At 68.2% G+C, this 23381-nt stretch carries 20 protein-coding genes; 12 read left to right on the top strand and 8 right to left on the bottom strand.

The window, feature by feature from the left end; genetic code table 11:
- Positions 1-81 precede the first annotated feature (81 nt).
- A complete protein-coding gene (locus tag WJ12_RS28220) occupies positions 82-363 on the top strand; it encodes a hypothetical protein (RefSeq protein ID WP_059556598.1) in 282 nt (93 codons plus the stop codon).
- A gap of 185 nt (positions 364-548) precedes the next feature.
- Positions 549-1493: an aromatic amino acid DMT transporter YddG gene (gene yddG, locus WJ12_RS28225; RefSeq protein WP_148094304.1), complete on the top strand. Its 945-nt coding sequence runs from the start codon at positions 549-551 to the stop codon at positions 1491-1493.
- A gap of 69 nt (positions 1494-1562) precedes the next feature.
- Here the strand turns inward: yddG and WJ12_RS28230 are convergent, their stop codons facing one another.
- Positions 1563-2195, bottom strand: coding sequence for a LysE family translocator (locus WJ12_RS28230; protein WP_034191268.1), 633 nt, complete (start codon positions 2193-2195; stop codon positions 1563-1565).
- A 118-nt stretch (positions 2196-2313) separates the two neighbouring features.
- Positions 2314-3210, bottom strand: a complete 897-nt coding sequence (locus WJ12_RS28235; RefSeq protein WP_059556599.1) for a LysR family transcriptional regulator — start codon at positions 3208-3210, stop codon at positions 2314-2316.
- Between the two features lie 274 nt (positions 3211-3484).
- Between WJ12_RS28235 and WJ12_RS28240 the strand changes: the two genes are divergently transcribed.
- Positions 3485-4330 (top strand): sulfite exporter TauE/SafE family protein, encoded by an 846-nt coding sequence (locus tag WJ12_RS28240; protein WP_034191266.1) that lies wholly within the window; start codon positions 3485-3487, stop codon positions 4328-4330.
- 369 nt (positions 4331-4699) lie between these two features.
- On the opposite strand, the gene WJ12_RS28245 is transcribed toward WJ12_RS28240, so the two are convergent.
- On the bottom strand, positions 4700-5650 hold the full coding sequence (locus WJ12_RS28245; protein ID WP_059556600.1) for a LysR substrate-binding domain-containing protein: 951 nt from the start codon (positions 5648-5650) through the stop codon (positions 4700-4702).
- A 76-nt stretch (positions 5651-5726) separates the two neighbouring features.
- Between WJ12_RS28245 and WJ12_RS28250 the strand changes: the two genes are divergently transcribed.
- The 3 genes from WJ12_RS28250 to WJ12_RS28260 all read left to right on the top strand — a co-directional run bounded on the left by WJ12_RS28250 (position 5727) and on the right by WJ12_RS28260 (position 7966).
- Entirely contained in the window at positions 5727-7079 is a 1353-nt protein-coding gene (locus WJ12_RS28250; protein WP_082744628.1) for a D-serine ammonia-lyase, read from the top strand.
- A 53-nt stretch (positions 7080-7132) separates the two neighbouring features.
- A complete protein-coding gene (locus tag WJ12_RS28255) occupies positions 7133-7387 on the top strand; it encodes a hypothetical protein (protein WP_027791787.1) in 255 nt (84 codons plus the stop codon).
- A 279-nt stretch (positions 7388-7666) separates the two neighbouring features.
- The gene (locus tag WJ12_RS28260; protein ID WP_034191264.1) at positions 7667-7966 is read left to right on the top strand and encodes a DUF4148 domain-containing protein; all 300 of its coding nucleotides are present in this window, start codon (positions 7667-7669) and stop codon (positions 7964-7966) included.
- Positions 7967-8054: 88 nt separating this feature from the next.
- On the opposite strand, the gene WJ12_RS28265 is transcribed toward WJ12_RS28260, so the two are convergent.
- The 3 genes from WJ12_RS28265 to WJ12_RS28275 all read right to left on the bottom strand — a co-directional run bounded on the left by WJ12_RS28265 (position 8055) and on the right by WJ12_RS28275 (position 11854).
- Positions 8055-9830, bottom strand: a complete 1776-nt coding sequence (locus WJ12_RS28265; RefSeq protein ID WP_059556601.1) for a GGDEF domain-containing protein — start codon at positions 9828-9830, stop codon at positions 8055-8057.
- Positions 9827-10957, bottom strand: a complete 1131-nt coding sequence (locus WJ12_RS28270) for an extracellular solute-binding protein (protein WP_034191651.1) — start codon at positions 10955-10957, stop codon at positions 9827-9829. Before WJ12_RS28270 ends, WJ12_RS28265 begins: the two co-directional genes overlap by 4 nt.
- Positions 10958-11131: 174 nt before the next feature.
- The gene (locus WJ12_RS28275) at positions 11132-11854 is read right to left on the bottom strand and encodes a FadR/GntR family transcriptional regulator (RefSeq protein WP_059556602.1); all 723 of its coding nucleotides are present in this window, start codon (positions 11852-11854) and stop codon (positions 11132-11134) included.
- Between the two features lie 266 nt (positions 11855-12120).
- Here WJ12_RS28275 and uxuA point away from each other — a divergent pair, with 266 nt between their 5' ends.
- From uxuA to WJ12_RS28305, 6 genes are all read left to right on the top strand, one after another.
- Entirely contained in the window at positions 12121-13182 is a 1062-nt protein-coding gene (uxuA, locus tag WJ12_RS28280) for a mannonate dehydratase (RefSeq protein ID WP_208606518.1), read from the top strand.
- 71 nt (positions 13183-13253) lie between these two features.
- Complete coding sequence (locus WJ12_RS28285) at positions 13254-14564, top strand: MFS transporter (protein WP_069245938.1); 1311 nt, start codon at positions 13254-13256, stop codon at positions 14562-14564.
- Positions 14565-14692: 128 nt separating this feature from the next.
- Complete coding sequence (locus WJ12_RS28290; RefSeq protein WP_059556604.1) at positions 14693-16126, top strand: aminotransferase-like domain-containing protein; 1434 nt, start codon at positions 14693-14695, stop codon at positions 16124-16126.
- A 100-nt stretch (positions 16127-16226) separates the two neighbouring features.
- Positions 16227-16622, top strand: a complete 396-nt coding sequence (locus tag WJ12_RS28295; RefSeq protein ID WP_034191259.1) for a hypothetical protein — start codon at positions 16227-16229, stop codon at positions 16620-16622.
- A 205-nt stretch (positions 16623-16827) separates the two neighbouring features.
- Complete coding sequence (locus tag WJ12_RS28300; protein ID WP_069245939.1) at positions 16828-18612, top strand: nitrite/sulfite reductase; 1785 nt, start codon at positions 16828-16830, stop codon at positions 18610-18612.
- Positions 18609-19082 (top strand): DUF934 domain-containing protein, encoded by a 474-nt coding sequence (locus WJ12_RS28305; protein ID WP_059556606.1) that lies wholly within the window; start codon positions 18609-18611, stop codon positions 19080-19082. Before WJ12_RS28300 ends, WJ12_RS28305 begins: the two co-directional genes overlap by 4 nt.
- A 79-nt stretch (positions 19083-19161) precedes the next feature.
- Here the strand turns inward: WJ12_RS28305 and WJ12_RS28310 are convergent, their stop codons facing one another.
- Together WJ12_RS28310 and mprF are read right to left on the bottom strand one after the other, a co-directional pair.
- On the bottom strand, positions 19162-20442 hold the full coding sequence (locus WJ12_RS28310; protein ID WP_059556607.1) for a virulence factor family protein: 1281 nt from the start codon (positions 20440-20442) through the stop codon (positions 19162-19164).
- Complete coding sequence (gene mprF / locus WJ12_RS28315) at positions 20439-23033, bottom strand: bifunctional lysylphosphatidylglycerol flippase/synthetase MprF (RefSeq protein WP_034191255.1); 2595 nt, start codon at positions 23031-23033, stop codon at positions 20439-20441. The genes WJ12_RS28310 and mprF overlap by 4 nt, the downstream gene beginning before the upstream one ends.
- Positions 23034-23381 lie beyond the last annotated feature (348 nt).

The following is a 23381-nucleotide window of genomic DNA, read 5'->3' on the forward strand; positions in this document are numbered from 1 at the left end:
GGGCGCCGGTTGCACGGCCATCGAGGGACGGGATGCCGCGGCACGGGTTAGACTGCGCGGCTCGCCCCCCGGCCCACGAAGATGAGTTTCGAATACCGCATCCACACGATCCCGTCGGCCAACGCATTCGATGCCATCGCGAATGCGCTGCGGCAAGCGCATCGCGGCATCGACATCGATCGCAATCGACAACGGCTCGAGGTTCGGAGCGACACCGCCGGCTGGCCGCTGATCGGCCTGACGACCGACGAAGAGGGATTCTTCCTCGTCACGACGCTCGGGCCGACACGGGAGGCGATGCTCGACTCGATCGGGCGCGCGTTGTCGGCGATCGGCGCCGCATGGCGTATCGACGACGCGTGATCGACTCGCGCACCCGAATCGGCCGTACACGCCAGTCCGGCTGCATCGCCGCAACGGCATCGCCCCGTTAAAATGCGCGGTTCCGTCGAAATCCCCCCCATTGCATCGCCGCGCGCGATGACGGCGCGCGCGAGCGGCCCCGTATCATCCGAAATCGAATTGGCATGTTGAAACAGGCAGGACGCATGAAACGCAAGAACAGGGCAACGCTCGCCGGGCTCGGCGCGGTATTGTTATGGGCCTCGGTGGTCGCGCTCGTTCGCGGCGTCAGCGAAAGCCTCGGCGCGACCGGCGGCGCCGCGATGATCTATACGGTGGCGTCCGTGCTACTGGTGTTTTCAATCGGCTTCCCCGACCTGAGCAGGTTCCCGAAAAGCTATCTGCGCTGGGGCGGCCTGCTGTTCGTGTCATACGAGCTGTGCCTCGCGCTGTCGATCGGCTATGCCAGCAACGGGCAGCAGGCGATCGAAGTCGCGATGGTCAACTATCTGTGGCCGAGCCTCACGCTGGTCGCCGCCATCGTATTCAACAAGCAGCGCGCGAACCTGCTGGTCGTGCCGGGTGTCCTGCTGTCGATGCTCGGCATCTGCTGGGTGCTCGGCGGCGACCGCGGCCTCGATCCGGCCGGCATGCTGCGCAACGTCGCGGACAATCCGCTGAGCTACGGCCTCGCATTCGTCGGCGCGCTGATCTGGGCAGCCTATTGCACGGTGACGGCGCGCCTCGCCGACGGCAAGAACGGCGTCACGCCGTTCTTCATGCTGGTCGCCGCGGTGCTCTGGATCAAGTTCGCGATCGAAGGCGGCGGCGGCATGACGTTCAGCTTTCACGCGGTCCTGTATCTCGTGCTGGCAGCGTCGGCGCTGGGGTTCGGCTATGCGGCCTGGAACACCGGCATCATGCATGGCAACGTGACGGTCATCGTCGGTGCGTCGTACTTCACGCCGGTGCTCGCCGCCGCGCTCGCCGCGACGCTGCTGCATGCGCCGCTGTCTGTCGAATTCTGGCAAGGCGCGTTGATGGTGTGCGGCGGATCGATCCTGTGCTGGCTCTCGACGCGCAGCCGACGCAACGACAAGGCCATGCCCGTTCGGGTCGGCAAGAAGGCCGAAGGCAATTGCCACGGTTGATGCTGCCCGGCGCGATCGGCGCAAGGCCGGCCGGCAGCCGGCCGTTCCCCAAGCGCCCGCCTTCGCGCGCTAGCTTCGCGACTCCAGCGCGATCCGCACGGCGAGTCCGGCCAGCACGGTACCCATCAACCAGCGCTGGGCCGACGCCCAGAGCGGCCGCCCCGCGAGAAAGCCCGCGATCGAACCGGCCATGCACGCGATCAGCGCATTCACGCTGACGCTCACCGCGATCTGCACGCAGCCCAGCACCAGCGATTGCGCGAGCACGCTGCCGTGGCCCGGCGACATGAACTGCGGCAACAGCGACAGATACATCACCGCGATCTTCGGGTTCGCCAGGTTCGTGACGAAACCCATCGCGAACAGCCTGACGCGGCTGTCGTGCGGCAATTGCCGGACCTGGAACGCGGAGCGGCCACCGGGTTTCAGTGCCTGCCACGCCAGGTACGCCAGATACAGCGCGCCGGCGAAGCGCAGCGCGTCGTATGCGTACGGCACGGTCATCACCAGCGCGGTGATGCCCAACGCCGCGCACAGCATGTAGAACACGAACCCCAGCGCGACGCCGCCGAGCGACACGAGCCCGGCGCGGCGGCCCTGGCAGATCGAGCGCGACACCAGGTAGATCATGTTCGGTCCGGGCGTCAGCACCATGCCGAGCGACACGAGTCCGAATGCAAACAGGGTGGGCAAGGCCGGCACGGCAATCTCCTTCGGCGCAACGATGACGAGGTCCGATCAATGTATTGCATTCCGGCAATCATCGGCATGAATAAACTGCACGTTGCCCATGAGCGCCGTTCATCGCACCGGCTGTGCGCTACCTGCCCTTTTTCGCGCGTGCGTGGATCGCCTTCCCTGCCTTCGCACGTTGTGCGTCGACGAGTTTCACGAATTCATCGGTTACCGCGTTGCCGGCCGTATTCCAGGCCAGCCGCACGGAACGATGCAGCCGCGGCGACAGTTCCAGCACGCGGCCGCCGAACGGCGTGTACGTGAGCGTGATGCGCGGCACGATCGATACGCCCATGCCGGCCTCCGCCATCGACAGAATGGTGCGCATCTCGACCACGTTGAACGCGGCCCGCAGCGGCGCGCCGCCGCGCGCGAAGTAATCCGCGATCAGCGGCCCGCATCCGGCCTTCGAAAAAATGAACGGCGCCGCGGACAACTGCCTGGCCGACACGCGCTTGCGGCCGGCGAACATGCCGTCCGCCGCCACCGCGACGAAATCCTCGTCGAGCAGCGGCAGGTTGTGCGCGAACGTCTTCGTGCCGGCCACCACGCCGACGTCGGCGGTCCCGTCGTCGATCCATCCCTCGACTTCGCTGTCCGTGCCTTCGAGCAGCACCGCCGATACGCCTTCGTGCAGGCCCTTTAACACCTCGAGCGCGGGGACGACGAACGCCAGCGAGACGCTGGGCAGCGACGCGACCACCAGCCGCCCCTCGAGCTTGCCGCGCGACAGGCTGAACTGCTGGCGCAGTACCTGCGCTTCACGGACGACGCGCTGGACGTAGGGCCACAGGCGTTCGCCCGCCGCCGTCAGGACGACCGGCTGCCGGTCACGCCAGAGCAGCTTGACCTGCGTGAGATCCTCCAGCTCGGTCAGCGCATGACTGATCGCGGACTGGCTGCGGCTGAGCCGGTCCGCAGCGGCCGTGAGCGATCCGAGTTCGACTACGGCCGCCAGGGCCTGCAACTGGGCTAGCGTCATCGGATTTCCTTGTTTCCATGACATGTACTTGCTGCATGAAGCGGCAATTCCTCATGAATTATATTGAATCGCGTCCATCGTACGGAACACCGTGCCCGCGCCACGCCGCGGTCGAGCCGGACATCGCCGGCAGCGCTCGGGTAAGATGTCCGCGCGACTCGCCGTGCCCTTGCATGCGCACCGGCCGGCAGTCGATTAGCCCGGTTGAACCACGCCGCCGCGTTGCTCATGCTCGCCGGCGCGACCTGCCGGATCGGCCCCGACATGCCACGCCATGATTCATTTCAATCTGACTGAAGGTGTACTGGTTTCCAGCCTGCAGGCGCTGTCCGTGCTCGACCTGGCCGGCATCGCCGTTGCGTTGCTGCTGGGCGGGATGGCCAAGGGCATCACGGGAATCGGCGTGCCGCTGATCGCGATGCCGATCCTCAGCCAGTTCCTGCCGATCCGGCAGGCGGTGCTGCTGCTGTCGATGCCGATCATCCTCGGCAACATTCCGCAGGCGCTGGAAGGCGGCCAGGTACTCGCGACGGCCAGGAAAATCGCCGCGCCGATCGCAGGCACCGTGATCGGCAATATCGTCGGCGTCGCGATCCTGCTGTCGCTCAATCCGGGACACGCGCAGGCGGCATCCGGTGCGCTGCTGATCGTGGCCGCGGCGCTGATGCTCGCCGCGCCGAAACTCAACCTGCCGGAAGCGTGGCAAAAACCTGTCGGGTTCGCGCTCGGCTTTGGCGCCGCGCTGATGGAAAGCATCGCGTCGGTTCCGGGGCCGCTGCTCGCGACCTACCTGATCTCGGCCGGCGCGACCGGGCGCGTGTTCACGAAGCAGATCGCGATCATCCTCGTGGTGTCGATCGTCACGCTGATCACGACGTTCAGCGGCGCCGCGCATGCGAGCGGCGCCGACCTGGCGATCTCGGCGGCGGCCAGCCTGCCGGCCATCGCCGGCATGTGGCTGGTTCGCCCGCTGCGGGACAAGATGTCGCCGAAGATCTTCCGGATGGTCGTCCTGCTGTTCGTGCTCGTCGCGGCCTCGCAGATGATCTGGAAATCGGGCGTGTTCCGGCCCGGCTCGCCTGTCGCCCAGGGCGACCACGCGCGCGCGGTCCGGCAATAGCGGGCGGCGCGCCGTCATCGATCGCGCATGCGTTCTGAAAGCTGCAAGGCGTAGTATTCGCGGACCCGGCGTATCGCCCCCACCGTCAATGCCGACGATACGCTGCCGACTGTGCTGTACGCGCGCCGATGCCGACATCCGCGCCGCCACGTTTTCAGAGGCACGAAATGGAAACCTATGTGTTGCTGGGCTGCGGGTTGGGCCTCGGCCTGTTGATCGCGATCTGGGGCATCTGGTCGCTCGGATAAGGTAACCGGGCCCGTCCATGCGCAAGCCATCCGTATGCCGCCGGACGGGAAACCGTCATTTTCAGCAATACCACCACCGTCGATTTCTTCGCACTCCGATCGAGTTATCCGGCGGCATCGTTCATGCAAGCCGCCCCGTCTTCGGCGACACGCTCGACCGGGCCTCGCCGAAACGCACGCATTCGGCCTTGAGCCAGTCCGAAAACGCGGCGGTACGCGGATCGTCCGGGTTGCGTGACAGCAGCATGTAGCGCGCCGGCGCACGCACATGCACGCCGAACACATCGACGAGCCGTCCGCTCGCGAGCTCGTCGTGCACGAGCGCCGCGCGCCCCATCGCGACCCCCTGATGGTTCAACGCGGCCGTGATCGCCAGGCTGGAAAAATTGAACTGCGGCCCATCCAGATGCCGGAGCCACGCCGGCCGGACGGCCTCCAGCCATGTACGCCACTCGACGAACTCGGAAGCGCCGACCCACGGTGCGGCATCGTGCAGCAACACGACGCCGGCCGGCGACTTGCCGCTGGCGAACGCCGGATGCCGCGCCAGATACGCCGGCGTGGCGACCGGGAACAGGATTTCGTCGAGCATCACCTCGGCATGCAGTCGACCGTATTGCACCGGGTCGTAGCGCACGGCCACGTCGATGTCGCCGGTCTCCATCGCCTCGCGATCCAGCACCTGGAACTCGGCCTGCACACGCACCGACACGTTCGGCTGTTGCCGGTGAAACGCGGTCAGGCGCGGCATCAGCCACTGCAATGCCAGCGATGGCAGGCAACTGACCCGCAGCGGCGCGTCCGACATGCCGAGCGCCTGAAGCGTGCGCTGGATATCGCCGAACGCACTCGACATCGTCCCGAGCAGAATCGCGCCCTTCTCCGTCAGCCTCAACCCGCGCGCCTGTCGCACGAACAGCGGATAACCCAGCCGGTCCTCCAGATTCCGGATCTGCTGGCTCACGGCGCTTTGCGTCAGGTTGAACGCCTGCGCCGTCTTCGTGAAGCTCAACAGCCGGCCGGCCATTTCAAAGCAGTGCAACGCACCGAGGATCGAACCGTCCAGTCGCATTTGTATAAGTCCAGCTAATGCATTGATTAGAAATCGGCGCTTTTGCGCGGTCGCCTTGAATCGTAGCATTCCAGCTCTGAATCTCGCTCAACGAACGCAAGGCCGCCCCGTGACCGCCACACCTCAACCCGACGATCTATTAGCCAGACTGCAATCCCGTCAACCGCTGCTGTGGCTGAACCCCGAAGCCGGCCGGCCGTTGCCGCAGGACGCGCCCTCACCCGACGCCATCGTTGCGGCCGAAGCGAGACTGGCGCGCTGCGCGCCGCTGATGGCCGAGCTGTTTCCCGAGCTCGCGGCCACGGCGGGAACGATCGAATCGCCGCTGATGCCGGCGGACACCTTGCGGCGCGCGTTGTCGCACGCGGACGACGCGCACGGCGCCTGGTTCATCAAGCGCGACGATGCATTGCCGGTCGCCGGTTCGATCAAGGCGCGCGGCGGTTTTCATGAAGTGCTCGCGCTCGCCGAGTCGATCGCGATCGAACACGGGTTGATCGCCCCCACTGGCGACCGGCGGATCCTCGCGTCGGCCGCCGCCCGCGCGTTGTTCGCCACCCATACCGTCGTCGTGGGCAGCACCGGCAATCTCGGCCTGAGTATCGGCGTGATGGCCGCCGCGCTGGGGTTCGAATCGGTCGTCCACATGTCGACCGACGCAAAGCCGTGGAAGAAGGCGCGCCTGCGACAACGCGGCGTCCGCGTGGTCGAGCACGACGGCGATTACGCGCAGGCCGTCGCCGCGGGTCGATCGCAGGCGCGCGCTCAACCGCGCTGCCACTTCGTCGACGACGAAGGCTCGCTGATGCTGTTCCTCGGCTACGCCGCGAGCGCCCGGCATCTGGCCGCGCAGCTCGCCGAATCGGGTCGCCGCGTGGACGCCGCGCATCCGCTCTTCGTCCATCTGCCGTGCGGGGTCGGCGGCGCGCCAGGCGGCATCACGTATGGCCTCAAGGCGCTGTTCGGCGAGCACGTGCACTGCTTTTTCGCCGAGCCCGTCGCGGCGCCGTGCATGCTCGTCCAGCTCGCTGCCGGTGCGGGCACGCCGGTGTCAGTCTACGACATCGGGCTCGACAACCGGACCGAGGCCGACGGCCTGGCGGTCGCGCAAGCGTCGCATCTGGTCAGCCCGCTGATGGCGTCGCAACTGTCGGGCGTCTTCACGGTCGGCGACGCGCAGCTCTACGCGCAGTTGCGCGCGGTCCAACGCGCCACGGGCGTGGAACTGGAACCGTCGGCCGCGGCCGCCGTCGGCGGGCCGGGCTGGCTGGCCCGGTCGGCGGCCGGCAGGGACTACCTGCGCCGCCACGCGATCGACATGCGCGCGTCCACGCACGTCATCTGGGCAACCGGCGGCTCGCTCGTTCCGCCGGAAGAACACCGCCGCTTCCAGTCTCACGCGGAAGCGCTCGCCGCCGCCGGCGCGTGACGCGTTCCGCCCGGCGCCCAGCCCGGTTCCCGAAGACCGGGTAGACTGTCCGGATGGAACAATGCCGTTATTGCCAGAGAATCCGCGATGAATGGGATTGCCACGGCGACGAATGCCGCCGGGCAATCGCCAAGGCGCTGCGCCGGCAGCGTGCGGGCCTGCCGATGGTGCCCGATCGCATCCGCAACGAACTCCCGTCCGGCGCGCCGACCCAGCAGGTGATCGCCGTCCTGTCGCGGCAGCGCCTGCGCGCGCGCCGCGGCAACGAGGAACGCCGCGAGCGCAAGGAAATCGACGACGACGTCTGAGCCGGCCGCCCCGCAGCCTGCCCGCACCGTTCCCGCTTCCCGCTGCCGCCGGGCGCCCGCCCGTACGCGCCATCCACGCCGCGCCCCGGTCGCCTTTCCGTTGCACACCCGGCAATACACAATGGGGACGGAAGATATTTGTCGCGGAATTATTGCCTCGCCTGCAACGATCTTTCGCTGAAACTCACGTTTACCCTAGGTCGACCGGCGCCTACGATGTAATCAACCGCTTACGACATGGTGTCGAACGCGGAAAGCCAATAAACATCGGAGGTCATCATGAAATCGCTCGTTTCCGCAGTCGTTGCCGCTGTCGCCCTGTCCGCTTCGTTCAGCGCATTCGCCCAAAGCACCGTGACCCGCGCCCAGGTGCGCAACGAACTGGTTCAGCTCGAACAAGCCGGCTACAAGCCGGGCCTGTCGAGCCCGTACTACCCGGCCGACATCCAGGCCGCCCAGGCCCGCGTGCGCGGCGCCGACAACAGCGGTTACGGCGCACAGCCGGCCGCGACCGTCCAGGGCGGTGCACCGGCCGTGAAGCCGCAAAGCGCGCACGACTCGGTCTACTTCGGCCACTAAGCCTGCCGCCGTGCGCAGTGCCGCCATGCGACGAGCCCGTCCCTGACGGGCTCGTCGCGTTTGCAGCGCCAGTTTCGCCGCCCGATCGTCAGCGGCTGCCGCCCGATGCGACCCGGTCGCCTGCGTCCGTCGCGACGCCGCCTCGGACCAGATCCTGATAGCGCACGCACACGCACTGCGGGCACGCCTTCGCCGCGTACATCGCCGCATCGGCCTTGACGAGCAGTTCCTCGGCCGACGCGCCGTCGGCCGGATACTCGCTGACACCGATGCTTGCACCGACCGCCACGCGCCGATCGCCGAACTCCAGCTCCTCGGCCATCACGATCTGGATGCGCGCCGCGACGTCGCCGATCACCGCCGGCGAACGCACGTCCGCGATCAGCACGATGAATTCGTCGCCGCCGAGCCGCGCGACCATGTCGCCGCTGCGCAGCGCACGGCTCAGCCGCTTCGCGACCGCGACGAGCGTGCGATCGCCGGCCGAGTGCCCGTGCTGGTCGTTGATCTGCTTGAAGCGGTCGAGATCAACGAACATCACCGCCAGCCCTTCGCGTACCGCCGCCGCATGCCAGATCGCAGCTTCGAGATGCTCCATGAACAGCAGGCGGTTCGGCAGCGCGGTCAGCGGGTCGTGGCCGGCGAGGTGCGCGAGTTCCTGCTGCTTCGCACGCAGCATCGCGACCTGCGTGCGGATCTCGACGCGCATGCTGTCGAAACAGCGCGCGAGTACGCCGATCTCGTCGGCGCGCGCGGTCGGCAGCCGCTCGGCGGCCGAATCGTCGAACACGTGGGTCGCGGCACGCGCCAGCGTCTGCAGCGGCCGCGTGATCGCACGCGCGAACAGGATCGCGAGGATCGCCGCCAGCAGGCTCGACACGAGCACCATCCGGACGATCCGCTCGCCGAGCACGCCGGCCGGCGCCAGCACGTCCGCGAGCGGGCGCGCCATGCCGAGCACGACGAAGCGGTTGCCCTCGTCGTGCCCGAACGGCGTGCGCGCGAACGCGAACATCTGGCCCGGCGCCTCGTCGGGCTGCGCGAGTCCATTGAGCGTCACGTTCGTTTGAGCGTGGTCGAACAACGCGCGGGTGGCGGTGAAACGGTCCTGCATCAGCACGCGCCGGCCGCGGTCGAAACCGAACGTCTGCGCCGGATCGGGATGCACGAGAAAATCACCCCACTCGTTCGCGAGATAGACCGCATAGTCTTCCGGCAGGTCGCGCTCGAGCCGGTCGAACACGCGCGACAATTCGACGTCGACGACGAGCGCGCCGACCGTGCGGCCGGACATGTCGACCACCGGTGTCCCCACGCGCAGGATCGGCAGCCCCTCGGCCTCGTGCGATCCCGTCTCGTGATTGATCACGATCGGTGACAGGTAGATGTGACCGGGCGCCATCGCGAGCGTGTCGAATACGTAGGAAAACTGCCCTTTCTCCTGGAAGGCGCTTTCGGGCAGCACGACGATGCCGCTCGCATCGCGAGCGACACGGATACGTTCGATCCCGAAATGCCCGCTCGCGATCAGGCGGATCTGCAGGTACTCCGGATGATTTGTCATGAAGCTCCGGTACACCTGCTCGAGCCGCGTGCGGCGTGCGATGTCCGGCTTGTCGTCACCCGCGACGAACGCGGACGACGGCAACTGCGCGAGCACGAGCGCGTCGTCGGCAACATCCGCCAGCGCGGTCGTGAAGCGTTGCCCGAGCAGTTGCGTCGACATCAGCAGGCTGTGCTGCGCTTCCTGCACGAGCATCGCGCGATTGGCGCGATACGCGTAGTAGCCGGTCGTGCCGGACGCGATCACGCCGATGCAGGCGAACAGCACCGACAGCTTCGACACGAGCCCGAGCCGGATCATTTTCCGAACCGCTCCGGCCGGTCGCCCGACACGATACGGCTCCACAACGATTCGCGGCGGGCGATGTTCTCGACGGGCTGGAGCCACACGAGATGCTGGTGCCCGGTGTCGAGCCCCGACGGCGGCTCGAGCGTATTCGCGAGCCCCTGGCGCTCGGTCAGCAGCGCGCCGATCGCCGGTTCGAGCATGTAGTTGATCCACGCGAATGCCAACCCGGGGCGTTGCGCGCCGCGCGTGACGGCCCAGCAATCGAGCCACGCGAGCGCGCCTTCTTCCGGGATCACGTAGCCGACGTCCGCGCCCGCGCGCCGCAGCAGTTCGACCTGCTGCGTGCCGTAGTTGCCGAACATCAGTGCCGCGCGATGCTGGACGAACAGCGCGGTCGCCTCCTCGGGCAGCGTGTAATACGTCAGCAGGTTGCGGCGCAGGTCGATCAGCTTGCGCGCGACCGCGAGCGTCTGCGCGGACGACAGCCGGAACGGATCGGAATAGCCGAGCGCGAGCGCGGCGAACGAGAAATTGTGCTGCGCGCTGTTGAAGTCGAGCACCTTGCCGCGGTAGCGCGGATTCCACAGCTCGCGCATCGAGCGCGGCGCGGCCGGCACCTGCTTGCGGTCGTAGATCAGCCCCATCGACGAATACGTGAACGGGATCGCGTAGGTCGTGCCGTCCTGCACGAGCCCGCCGATCGTCGCGACCTGCTGGAAGTTCGGCAACTGGCGCCGCCGGTTCGGAATGCGCTGCAGGTCGATCGGCGCGAGCAGGCGTTCGCGCGCATAACGCTGGATCTCGGCCGTATTCGCGGCCAGCACGTCGTACGGCGGCGGCGACGCGCTGTGCATCCGCGACCACAACGCTTCGTCGGAGTCGACGAACGTCACTTCGACGCGCGCGCGAAACTGCGCCTCGAACGCGCCGACGATGTCGCTGTCCGCATAGCCGGGCCACGCGAGCACGCGCAGCACGTTGTCGTTGACGGTTTCGGGAGAGGCGGAGAACGCCGGCACGACGGGTGCCAGAAAGCCTATCGTCAATATGATGAGCAGGCTGCGCACGGCGCCGCGTGCACGCTTGCGTGCACCGATTCCCCTGATCAATCGGACCCCGCGTGAATCGCCCGGCTGCATTCGACTGTCCTTTTTCGAGTCGATGCGATATCCCGCAACGAGACCATAAATCGGACGGTCGCGCAATTGGAAGAAGCCGTACGCGGCGCGCATGTTCGCCGGCACCGGCGACGGCGGCGACATGCGGCATGCGGCGCAGCTACAGCGGCCCGCGTCGCGCCGCTGAAACCCGCGTCAGCGCCAGGCCTGCGTGAACTCCGCGATCACGCGCGACAGGTGTGCACGCATCGCGTCGCGCGCACCTGTCGCGTCTCGCGCCATGATCGCCGCGAAGATCCGCTGATGGTCCTCCTGCGACGCCTCGCGCAGCGCGGTCGAGTGAAAGTGCTCCTCGATCTTGTCCCACAGCGGATCGCTGCGCGCGCAGTCCCACATCGCCGTGACCATGTGCAGCAGCACCGTATTGCCGGTCGACTCCGCAATCCGCAGATGAAACTGGCGGTCGGCCGCGTCGTACGCGGCCTTGTCGGCCATCTGCTTGCGCATCGTCGTCAGCGAGAGAAACAGGCGGTCGAGATCGGCGTCCTTGCGTTCGGTCGCCGCGAGCGCCGCGACTTCCGCTTCGATCAGCCCGCGCGCGCGCAGCGTCTCGATCGGCCCCGGGCCGCGCGGCACCTCGAACGTCACCGGCCGTGCGGCGTCGGCCGCGGACACGTAGATGCCGGAGCCGATCCGCACTTCGACGATCCCCTGCACCTCGAGCGCGATGATCGCCTCGCGCACCTGCGTGCGACTCACGCCGAACTGGTCGGCCAGACTGCGCTCCGACGGCAACCGCGCGCCGGCTTCGAACGCGCCGGCGGCCACCATCGCGTGAATCTGCCGCGCAAGACCGATATAGGAGCGGTCCGCGGCATCGGTGTCGCGGCTGGCGGGCAGGCTGGAAAGATCGGTCATCGAAAGGCTCGCAACAGGCTGGCCGGCGCCGTCGCGGCACCGGATCCTCAAAATGGTACACCAATTTCAACCCGCACCTGATTCGGCTTGTCGGTCCTTCCTGCCGCGCAATCGCGGATGCTGTCTGTTATCCATGCGATAACCTCACAACTGGTAAACCACTATCCCGCCTAACTGGCATACCAATCATAATCCGCTCACCGGCACCGGGCCGCACGCTGCGGCCCGGTCGTCCGTGCATGAACCGCCAGCCAGGAGCCGCTCCAGTGAAGATGTCTTTCCGTTGGTACGGCGAGTCCGATCCGGTCTCGCTGCAATACATCCGCCAGATCCCGGGCGTCACGCATATCGTGTCCGCGATCTACGACGAACCGGTGGGCGAAGTCTGGCCCGCGCACAAGATCGAAACGCTGAAAGCAACGATCGAGCGCGCCGGCCTGCGGTTCGAAGTCGTCGAATCGGTGCCCGTGCACGAGGACATCAAGCTCGGCAAGCCGGGGCGCGATCGTCTGATCGACCACTACCGGCAGACGATCCGCCAGCTCGGCGCGGCCGGCATCCGCGTCGTCTGCTACAACTTCATGCCCGTGTTCGACTGGACGCGCACCGAGCTGTCGAAGACGCTCGCCGACGGCTCGACCTGTCTCGCATTCAGCACCGACGCGGTCGACCGGATCGATCCGAACGACGGCATCGCGCTACCCGGCTGGGATTCGAGCTACCGGCCCGAACAGCTGCAGGCCCTGCTCGCCGACTATCGCGACGTCGACGAAGCCGCGCTGTGGGCGAACCTCGAGTACTTCCTGAAGGCGATCATCCCTGTTGCCGAGGAAGCCGGCGTGAAGATGGCGATCCACCCGGACGATCCGCCGCGCCCGATCTTCGGGCTGCCGCGCATCGTGAAGAACCGCGACGATCTCGCGCGGATCCTGCGCATCGTCGACACGCCCGCGAACGGGCTGACGCTGTGCTCGGGTTCGCTCGGCGCGGGCCCGCAGAACGACGTCGAGGCGCTGGTGCGCGAGTTCGGCGCGATGGGCCGCATCCACTTCGCACACATCCGCAACGTGAAGGTCGACGCGAACGGCGATTTCGAGGAAACCGCGCACCTGTCGCGCTGCGGCTCGCTCGACATCGCCGCGATCGTGAAGGCGTATCACGACACCGGCTTCACCGGCTACGTGCGCCCCGACCACGGCCGCATGATCTGGGGCGAAACGGGCAAGCCCGGCTACGGCCTGTACGACCGGGCGCTCGGCGCGGTCTACCTGAACGGCCTGTGGGAAGCGCTCGCGAAGTTCGACCGCACGCCGCACGCGTCGCGGTAATCCGCCCATCGAGGCAGCCGGCGCAGCGGATCGCCGGCCGCCCGTCACGACATTCCGCACGGAGACACCGCATGCCACGCATCCGATGGGTCATGATCCTGATGTGCTTCCTGGCCAACGTCATCAACTTCATCGACCGCGCGAACCTCGCGATCGCCGCGCCCAGCATCCGCGCCGACCTCGGCCTCGACGCGGTCGGCATGGGGCTCGTGCTGAGCGCGTTCTTCTGGACCTATGCGTTCCTTCAGCTGCCGGCCGGCTGGTTCATCGACAAGGTCGGCGTGCGCGTGAGCCTCGCGCTGGCCGTCGGCTGGTGGTCGGTGTTCACCGTCGCGACGGGCGCCGCGCGCGGCCTCGCGCAACTCGTGGGCGTACGGCTGATGCTCGGCGTCGGCGAAGCGGCCGCGATCCCGTCGTTCGCGAAGGTCGCGTTCAACTGGTTCCCGCGCAGCGAGCGCGGGCTCGCGAGCAGCATCTTCGACAGCGGCTCGCGTGTCGGCTCCGCGCTGTCGCTGCCGCTCGTCGCGTGGCTGATCTCGATCGTCGGCTGGCGCGGGTCGTTCGTGATCACGGGCGGCATCGGCATCGTGTGGGCACTCGCCTGGTGGTTCGTCTATCGCGACCCCGAACGCTACCGCGCGATCGCACCCGATGCCGTCGATGCGCTGCTCGCGCAACGCGGCGCACCGGCCGTTGCGGCCGCAACCGATGGCCCGACCGTATCGTGGCTCGACCTGTTCCGCTATCGCACCGTGTGGGGGATGATGATCGGCCTGTTCTGCCTGAACTTCGCGATCTACTTCTTCATCACGTGGTTCCCGAGCTACCTGCTGCAGTCGCGCGGCTTCTCGCTCGCATCGCTCGGCACGTGGGGCATGCTGCCCGCGCTGCTCGCGATTCCCGGCGGCTGGCTCGGCGGCTACGTGTCGGACAGCCTGTTTCGCCGCGGCTGGAGCGCCACCGCCGCGCGCAAGACCTGCCTCGTGCCCGGGATGCTGCTGTCGTCGTCGATCGCCCTGTCCGCGCTCGTCGAAAACACGTGGGCGTGCCTCGGACTGTTCGCCCTCGCGTATGCCAGCCTGTCGTTCGCCGGCGCCAACGTGTGGACGCTCGTCGGCGAAATCGCGCCGACGCCCGCGCACGTCGCGTCGATCGGCGGCATCCAGAACTTCGCGGGCAATCTCGCGGGAATCTTCATCACGACCTTCACGGGCGTGATGCTGTCGATCACCAAGGGCTCGTTCGTCGTGCCGCTCGCGGCGGCCGGCGCGCTGTGCGTGGTCGGCGCGCTGTCGTACCTGTTCGTCGTCGGCAAGGTCGAGCCGCTGCCGCCGCTGCGCGGCCGTGCGAACGGGCGGAATGCGGCGCCGAACGCGGCCTGACACTGCCGGAACGCGCGGCCGGTGCCCCGCGCTTTCCTTTTCGGGCCGCCCGTCGGACAATGACCCGCGCCCGCCGGCGCGGCGCCACTCCGGCCCGCGCGCGGCGACGGCGCGCCCCGCCCACGCCGATGAAACGCTACGAAACCCTCGCCCATACGATCGCCGACGACATCCGCAACGGCAACCTTGCCGTCGGCACGCGCCTGCCGTCGCTGCGGCAGATCATCGCGCAGCACGGCGTGAGCCAGTCGACGGTGTTTCGCGCGTATTACCTGCTCGAACAGTGGGGCTTGATCCGTGCACGCGAACGCTCGGGCTATTACGTCGCGCCGGGCGCCACGCCGGCGGCGAACCCCGCCGCGAAGCGCCGCGCGAGCCGCGCCGGCGCCACGCGCAAGGTCGACATCAGCAGCCTCGTGTTCTCCGTCCTCGACGCGGCCACGCAGCCCGGCATCGTGCCGCTCGGTTCCGCGTTCCCCGCGCCGCAGCTGTTTCCGCTGCCGCGCCTGGCGAAGTCGCTCGCGCAGGCTACGCGGCTCGTGAGCCCGTGGAGCACGGTCGTCGACCTGCCGCCCGGCAACGAGGCGCTGCGCCAGCAGATCGCGCGCCGCTATCTCGCCACCGGCATCTCGCAGCCGATCGATGAGATCGTCGTCACGAACGGCGCGCTCGAGGCGCTGAACCTGTGCCTGATGGCCGTGACGCGGCCCGGCGACGTCGTCGCGGTCGAAGCGCCCGGGTTCTATGCGGCGCTGCAGGCGATCGAACGGCTCGACCTGCGCGCGGTCGAGATTCCCGTCGATCCGCATACGGGCCTCGATCTCGATGCGCTGGCAAACGCGCTCGACCGGCACGCCATCCGCGCGTGCTGGTTCATGACCAATTTCCAGAATCCAACCGGCGTCACGCTGTCCACCGAAAAGAAGCGTGCGCTCGTCGACCTGCTCGCGGCGCGCGAGGTGCCGCTGATCGAGGACGACGTGTACGGCGAGCTGCATTTCGGCCCCGACTATCCGCTGCCCGCGCGCGCGTTCGATCGACACGGCCTGGTGATGCACTGCAGCTCGTTCTCGAAGACCCTCGCGCCCGGCTACCGGATCGGCTGGGCCGCCGCCGGCCGCTTCGCCGAGAAGGTGCAGCGGCTCAAGCTGATGACGACGCTGTCGGCCAGCATTCCCGCGCAGGCCGGCATCGCGAACTATCTCGAGCACGGCGGCTACGACCGCCACCTGCGCAAGCTGCGCGGCGCGCTGCACGCTCAGCTCGACCGGATGGACGACGCGTTGCGGCGCTGGCTGCCGCCCGGCGTCGAATGGGTGCGGCCCGACGGCGGATACTTCCTGTGGCTCGCGTTTCCCGACGCGATCGACGCGATGGAGTTGCACCGCCAGGCGATCGCTCGCGGCATCAGCGTCGCGCCGGGGCCGCTGTTTTCGGCCGCGCACGGCTTCGAGCGCTGCGTGCGCGTGAACTTCGGTCATCCGTGGAGCCGCGACATCGAGCGTGCGATCCGCGTGCTCGGCGAACTGGTCGCGCAGCCGCCGCTCCGCAAGGCAGGCTGATCGTTACGGTACGCGCGGTGCGTGCCGCCCGCGTCGCGGCCATGCAGGCAATCCGCGCGCGGGTTACATTGCGGATCCCGTCGCACCTTCACGATCTCCCATGAGCCAACTGCCTTACCTCGATCACGCCGCCCTGTTGAAACTGACGGCCGAAGCGGCGCACGTCACGCAATCGTGCACGTGCACGAAGACGTCGCTCGCCGGATGGACGACCCTGCCGCTGTCGCTGCAGGATGCGCAACTGACCGAAATCGCCACGCTCGTGCCGCCCGGCGACGCCGAGCCGACCTATGCGGAGCATCACCCGGCCGGCACGCGCTACGCGTCGGACGACGCACCGATCGCCCTGCGCCATTTCCCGTACAACCGCTGCAGCGTCAGCCGCTGCCGCTCGTGCGGCCGCTTGTTCCTGCGCTATCAGGAAGGCGGCGGCTACTTCATCGACCAGCGCATCCGCGCGCTCGATCCGGCGCTCGTCGTCGACGCCAGCGTTTGATCGCGCCGCGGGCATGGCCGCATGCCCGGTCTCCCGCGCCGGCGCCTGTGTGTCGCCCGCCATCTGCTGCGCCTTTTTCGTCCCGTTCTGCTGCTTGTCCCGCCGCACCGCGTTCCCTACGCTGTCTCCCGTTGCCTGACATCCGTCGCAACGCCTGTCCGAGCCGCGCGCAATCCGCGCCGCGGCGCTTCTCGCGTATCACGTCATGTACCGATATACCGATTTCGACCGGGCGCTCGTGCACAGCCGCGCCGCCCAGTTCCGCGACCAGCTCGAGCGCTGGCAGCACGGCACGCTGAGCGAAGACGCGTTCCGGCCGCTGCGGCTGCAGAACGGCTGGTATGTGCAACGCCACGCGCCGATGCTGCGCGTCGCCGTGCCGTACGGCGAGCTGTCGAGCGCGCAGCTCCGCGTGCTGGCGCGAATCGCGCGCGACTACGACGTGCCCGACGACGCCACCTACCGCGCCGCATGCGACGCGCAGGCGCTGCTCGGCACGTTGCGCCTGCCGACCCGCAGCGCGCACTTCACGACACGCACCAACGTGCAGTTCAACTGGATTCCGCTCGCGAAGGCGGCCGACGTGATGGACCTGCTCGCGACCGTCGACATGCACGGCATCCAGACGAGCGGCAACTGCATCCGCAACATCTCGTGCGACGAGCGCGCGGGCGTCGCGCCGGACGAGATCGCCGATCCGCGCCCGTTCGCCGAAGTGATGCGCCAGTGGACGACGCTGCATCCCGAATTCGCGTTCCTGCCGCGCAAGTTCAAGATCGCGATCACCGGTGCGACCGAAGACCGCGCGGCAACCGACTGGCACGACGTCGGGTTGCAGCTCGTGCGCGACGACGCGGGCGAACTCGGCTTTCGCGTCAGTGTCGGCGGCGGAATGGGCCGCACGCCGATGATCGCGACGCTGCTGCGCGCGTTCCTGCCGTGGCAACACGTGATGAACTACATCGAGGCGATCGTCCGCGTGTACAACCGCTACGGGCGCCGCGACAACAAGTACAAGGCACGCATCAAGATCCTCGTGAAGACCGAGGGGCAGCGCTACATCGACGACGTCGAGGAAGAGTTCCGCCAGATCGTCGTCCTCGACGGCGGCCCGCACACGATCCCGCAGGCCGAATTCGATCGCGTGGCCGCGTCGTTCGTCCCGCCGCGGCTCAAGTCCCGCACGCTCGACCTCGCCGGCGCGCAGGCACGCGTATCCGCACAGGCGGCCCGTCATCCGGCGTTCGCGCGCTGGCTCGCCCGCAATGTCGCCGCGCGTCGCGATCCGGCGCTGCGCATCGTCACGTTGTCGTTCAAGCGCCGCCTGCAGGCCCCGGGCGACGCCTCGCCGGACCAGCTCGACGCGCTCGCCGATCTCGCCGACCGCTTCTCGGCCGGCGAGGCGCGCGTCACGCACACGCAGAACGTCGTGCTGCCGTGGGTGCATGTCGACGATCTGTTCCTGCTGTGGGAAAACGCCCGTGCGATCGGGCTGGCGAGCGCGAACGTCGGGCTGCTGACCGACATGATCGCGTGCCCGGGCGGCGATTTCTGCGCGCTCGCGAACGCGCGCTCGATCCCGATCGCCGACGCGATCACCGAGCGCTTCCAGGATCTCGACCTGCTGCACGACATCGGCGACCTCGACCTGCACATCAGCGGCTGCATCAATTCGTGCGGCCATCATCACAGCGGCCACCTCGGCATCCTCGGCGTCGACAAGGACGGCGCGGAGTGGTACCAGGTGACGCTCGGCGGGTCGGACGGCTCCGCCGCGAGCGGCCCAGCGCGGCCGGGCAAGGTGATCGGTCCGTCGTTCTCGGCGGACGAGATCGTCGATGTCGTCGATGCGATCGTCGGCGCGTACCTCGACGCGCGGATCGACACGAACGGCCGCAGCGAACGATTCATCGACACCGTGCGCCGCATCGGCGCGGAACCCTTCAAGGCCGCCGCGAACGACGCGCGCCACCGGGCGGAGCACGCATGAACCAGGAAACCTCCATCGCACACGCACGCATCCGCCTGCTGACGCCGGCCGACCACGCCGACGACACGCAGCCGCACGACGACGCGACGCTGACGATCGGCAACGACGAGGAACTGGCGCCGCTCGCCGCGCAAATCGCGCAAGCCGCCCGCATCGACCTGCAGTTTCCGTCGTTCACGGACGGACGCGCGTACAGCCAGGCGTACCTGCTGCGCAAGCGCTTCGGCTTCGCCGGCGACCTGCGCGCGACCGGCGAGGTGCTGGTCGACCAGTTGTTGCTGATGGAACGCACGGGGTTTTCGAGCGCGGTGCTCGCCGACGACACCGAAATCGCGGCCGCACGGCGGCAACTCGACCGGTTCCCGGGCTTTTATCAGCGCGACGCGAGAACGGCCACGCCGCCGCACGACACGGCGGCGACAGCGGCGACAGCGGCGACGGCGGCGACGGCGGCAGCGGCCGGAAAATGAAACGGGCGGCACGCTGGCCGCCCGTACGATGAACCGGCAGGATTCCGGCCGGTGCCCGCGGCAACGCGGGCGCCAGCGTTCAGCGCGCCGCCACCGGCTTGCCGAACCCGCCGAGAATCTTCTTCTCGAGCGCGATGTAGTCGCGGCCGAAGTGGTGATCGCCCTGCGTCTTGATCACGTCGGCGCCCGTGTTCGCGAGCGCCGGGCACATCGTGTCCTTCTCTTCCGCGCCGTAGAAGCACTGCACGAGCTGCGGCGGCACCTTCGCGATTTCCGGCGCGACCTTCAGCGCCTTGTCGCTCGCGGGCATTCCGAGCCAGCCCGTCACGCGGATCTGGAAATCGGCGGACGGCGCAAAGCCGAGCAGCGACATCACCGCGACCTTGTCGCGCAGGTCGGCCGGCAGCCGGTTGTACGCGAACGGCATCACGTCGGCGCCGAACGAGTAGCCGACCAGCGCCACGCGGCTTGCATGCCAGCGCGCCATGTACGTGCGCATCACGCGTGCGAGATCGCGGCTCACTTGCGCGGGCGGCTTCTCGCTCCAGAAATAACGCAGGCTGTCGATGCCGACCACCGACACGCCGTCGCGCTGCAGCGCCTCGGCGATCGTCTTGTCGAGATCGCGCCAGCCGCCGTCGCCCGAGATCACGATCGCCAGCCGGTCGCTGCCGCCCTTGGCCGGCAGCTCGACGAGCGGCAGATCCGACACGTCGAGTTCATCGCCGCTGCCGCTGTCGCGCAGGTGCGACGTGACGAGCGAGACCAGCTTCGTGTTGTCGCCCGCGGCCGCCGTTTCGACGAAGCCCGGCATCGCGCGGCGCACGATCGTCGGATCGGGCGGGCACGGCTTGAAGCGCGGATCGAGCTTCGCGGCCGGGGCGACCGACACGACGCCGGCGATCGTGTTCTCCGGCGCCATCGACAGGATCTGCTTCGCGATCGCGCCGCCCTGGCCCACGCCCGCGACGATCGGCGTGAAATAACGCGACGACTGCGCGAGACGTTCGAGCTGATGGCTGACCGCCTCGGCGTCGCCGTCGAGGTGGTGGCAGGTCTCCTGCTTCGCGGCGAGATTCATCGCGTAGCGCTCGGTATCGACGCCGACCGTCATCGCACCGGCTTTCGCGAGCGCGTCGGCCGCCTGCTGATCGGCGGCATTCCAGCCGGCCTCACGCGAGAACAGCACGACGAATCCGCGCAGCGGCCCGCTCGGTTTGGTCACGGTAACGGGCCCATAACGGCCGCCCGACACGGTTTCGGCTTTCACGGCGGCCGGCTGCGTGGCGCACGCGGCGCCGGCCAGCATCATTCCCGCGCAGGCGGCTGCCGCCCGCGCGATTCCCTTCTTCAAACTCATGAGCGCCGACCTCCAGCCAGCAATGACAGATCCGCCAGCGTGACGAACACGCCGACCGAGCCCGAGGCCGCGAGATAACGCGGCTCCCAGTGCGGTTCGAACTTGCTCTTGAAAGCGCGCAAGCCGCGGAAGTTGTAGAAGCGGCCGCCGAAGCGCCAGACCATCAGGCCGAGCCGGTGCCACGGCGACGGCATCTTCGCCGCCCCCATTCCCGAGAACGGCGCGATGCCCAGGCTCAGCTTGCGGAAACCCGCTTCCTTCAGATGCAGCGCGAGCTGCGTGAACAGATACTCCATCGCGTACGGCGACGCGTCCGGCAGATGGCGCATCACGCCGACCGTCGCCTCGGTGTTGAGGTCGGTCGTCATGAACGTGACGAACGCGATCGGCTTGTCGGCCTGCCGCACGAGCATCACCGACTGCGTCGCGAGATAGCCGTCGTGGAACGCGGCCACCGAGAAGCTTTTCTCGCGCGCATCGCGGCTATCGAGCCAGCCGTCGGAAATGTCGCGCAGCGCCGGCAGCGCGGCCGGCACGTCGCCCGGCGCGATCACCTCGACCGTCAGCGCGTCCTTGTCGCCGCGGCGCAGCGCGTAGCGCAGGTGGGAGCGGTTCGAACCCTTCAGGTCGAACCGGTCGAGCGCGATATGCGCTTCCTCGCCGAGTTTCATCAGCGTGAGGCCCGCGTCGAGATACAGCGGCAGCGCGTTCGCGCGCACCTGGTAGAACGCCGCGCGGCCGCTGTGCGCGTGTGCGAGCGCGATGAACTTGCTGATCAGCGCCGGCCATTCTTCACGCGGCCCGACCGGGTCGTGCAGCGCGGCCCACGTGCGGCCGTTCTTCGCGTACATCAGGAACGCGCGGCGCGATTCGGAAAACAGGAAGGACTTGTCGCCCATCAGCGCGAGGCCCGCGTCGCTGCATTCCTGCGCGCGGATGATCTGCTCCGCGTCGATCAGGTCCTGCTCCGCGGGTTTCACGAAACGCCCGGGCGCCGGACGCAGCAGTTGCCACAGCGCGAACAGCGCGACGAACACGCCGGCCGCGAGCGTCGCGCGCAGCGCGCGCGGCGCACGCGCATCGAACGAGAAATGCGACCACAGCTCGCGCGTGTACGGTACGTCGCGGAACGCGAAGAACAGCACCCACACGGCCAACATCAGCACCATCGTCACCGACACGAACCAGCTCACCGTGAAGCGCTCGGCGAGCAGCGACGAATGACGGTTGAAGCGTCGGCGGCTGACGAGCAGCAGCACGAGCAGCGTGCCGAGCACGCCGGCCTCGACGAACGCGAGACCCTTCGCGAGCGACAGCGCGAGGCTCGCGAGCGTCAACGCGAAGGTCATCCACCATGCGCCGTCGAGCCGCCGCAGCAGCCCGCGCGCGACGAACAGCAGCGCGACGCCGAGCACGCTGCAGATCACCTGCGAGCCTTCGAGCACCCACAACGGCACGATATGACGCAGAATCGCGATCCGATGCCAGAACGCCGGCGTCGCGCTCGAGATCACCAGCATCCCGCCGACCGCGAACGTCACGAGGCTCAGGAACACCGGTGCGAGCTGCGACACGCGCACGGCCTGCCGCGTGACGAGCCGGCGCCGCAGCGCGCGGCCCTCGAAACCGGCCAGCAGGCCGGCCGACAACACGAGCGGCACGCCGAAATAGATCGCGCGATAGGCAATCAGCGCGGCGACCATCGCGTGCGCGGGCACTTCGCGGCCGAGCGTGAACACCATCGCGGCTTCGAACACGCCGATCCCGCCCGGCGTATGGCCGATCATCCCGAGCAGCAAGGCGGCCGCGTAGACGGTGATGAAGGTCGGGAAACCGACCGGCGCGGCCGGCAGCAGCACCCACAGCGTCAGGCCTGCCGCGACGACGTCGAGCACCGCGTAGACGACCTGCGCGACGAGATCGCGCCGCGCGGGCACGTCGAACGACAGCCACTTGAAGCGCGTGACGACCGGGCGCGCGGTGTGGCCGCACATCGCGACCATCACGGCCAGCACCACGAGCAGCGCGGCGCCGGTCCACGTGAGCACGCCGGGCGCCACGTGCAGCATCGCGGCAAGCGCCTCCGGCACGCAGACCATGCCGACCGCCGTCATCAGCACCATCGCGAGCGCCAGCGTGCCGCTCGTGAAGACGGTCATCCGGCCGATCTGCGCGGGCGTCACGCCCGATACGCCGTACACGCGCGCGCGGACCGCGCCGCCCGTCAGTGCGCCGAAACCGGTTGCGTTACCGAGCGCGGAGCCGGCGATCGCGCCGATCCACAGCGCGACGCGCGGTACTTTCGCGGCGACATAGCGCAGGCCGACCGCGTCGCGGGCGACGAGCGCGAGATAACTGAGGGCCGTCGCGGCGAGCGACGCGCCCCACTCGCCGGCGGACAGGTGACGCAGTTGGCGGATCACCGACCGGTAGTCGACGGATTCCGACAGATGCTGGAAAACCACGATCAGCAGCAGGCCGATGCCGAGCGCGAGCAGCGGCGACAGCACGCGCTCGTTGCGGATCAACGCCCGGGCACGGGCGATCACCGCCGCGGCGCGGCCGGGCGAACCAGAGTGGCGGGAAGACATAAATTGTTCAGTGGTGGTGCATAGCGTGTCGCGGCGCAGGCAAGCCAAGCGGCGACGTATCTGGTTGTTCTGCGTGGGCGGTCGGCCGAAGACGGGGCCCGGCGGCGCCTGGATCAGAACTTACGAGTATACGGAATTTATATTACAGAATCTTTCAGGTTCGCATTGTGCGCTTTTGTGGCTCGCCGGGCGAGCTGACAACACATAAAAATCGTGCACCGCACAAACGCAAGGTGCGCATCATACCGGGAACACGGGCAGTTTTTTCATCGGATGAATGACTTGTGATGCATTTGGGAAAAATCTGCCGGACGGGGCGCGGAGGGCGAGGACGAATTTGTCGGGGAG

This window comes from Burkholderia seminalis, assembly GCF_001718535.1.
Taxonomy (GTDB): Bacteria; Pseudomonadota; Gammaproteobacteria; order Burkholderiales; family Burkholderiaceae; genus Burkholderia; species Burkholderia seminalis.